The 325-nt window shown below is 50.2% G+C and carries 1 pseudogene; it reads right to left on the bottom strand.

The features are described from left to right. Window positions 1-325: pseudogene (locus J0A66_RS22415) on the bottom strand (bifunctional aconitate hydratase 2/2-methylisocitrate dehydratase); the annotation flags it as partial.

Genomic DNA, 325 nt, shown 5'->3' with positions numbered 1-325 from the left:
AGTTCAGGTACTCAGAAATAGACTCTGGAGACAGCTTGATGGTACAGCCAGCAGCAGAACGCTCGGCAGAGGCATCTGACAATTCAAACGCCTGCTCAACGGTCAAGTCTTCCAGACCTTCAATTTCCAGAATACGACCAGAGAAAGCATTTACTTTACCTTTCTTAGCAACAGTCAGCAGACCTTGCTTGATACCGTAAAGTGGGATGGCATGCACCAGGTCACGCAGGGTGATACCAGGTTGCATTTTACCCTTAAAGCGCACCAGCACTGATTCAGGCATATCCAGAGGCATAACGCCGGTAGCGGCCGCAAAAGCCACCAG

Origin of the sequence: Bowmanella dokdonensis (assembly GCF_017254865.1) — a bacterium.
In the GTDB taxonomy this organism is placed as follows: domain Bacteria; phylum Pseudomonadota; class Gammaproteobacteria; order Enterobacterales; family Alteromonadaceae; genus Bowmanella; species Bowmanella dokdonensis.
Note: the sequence above shows the minus strand (reverse complement) of the source record. Positions and strands in the feature narration are given on the sequence as shown.